Origin of the sequence: Streptomyces sp. P17, assembly GCF_032436805.1 — a bacterium.
Lineage (GTDB): Bacteria > Actinomycetota > Actinomycetes > Streptomycetales > Streptomycetaceae > Streptomyces.
In genome coordinates, this window is sequence record NZ_JAVRBF010000614.1 from 1 (window position 1) to 287 (window position 287).

1 protein-coding gene is annotated in these 287 nt (G+C 43.6%); it reads left to right on the plus strand.

The window, feature by feature from the left end:
* Nucleotides 1-40 precede the first annotated feature (40 nt).
* Nucleotides 41-287 (plus strand): Hint domain-containing protein (locus RMT89_RS42320; RefSeq protein WP_315889079.1); only part of this gene is annotated, 247 nt, incomplete at its 3' end.

Here is a 287-nt window from a genome sequence, read left to right on the forward strand (position 1 = left end):
CCAGCATCGGATTGCGGTCAGGTCAGACATTGGCAAGCGTATGTTCGGATCCGAAACCGTGCTGATTGCTGCAATAAGGCTTGTGGATTTGCCGGGGATCTATATTGATGACAGCGTTGATTTTGTCGAGTATTTTCATCTGATTTTCAAGAGGCATGAGGTGATCTTTGCAGAAGGCGCGGCCACTGAAAGCTTTCTGATGAATTTTGAAAGTAAAAACAAGCTGACTAAATTGCAGCGAAAGGAAATGGCTGTGATATTTCCTGAATTTTTTGAAGAGGGATATG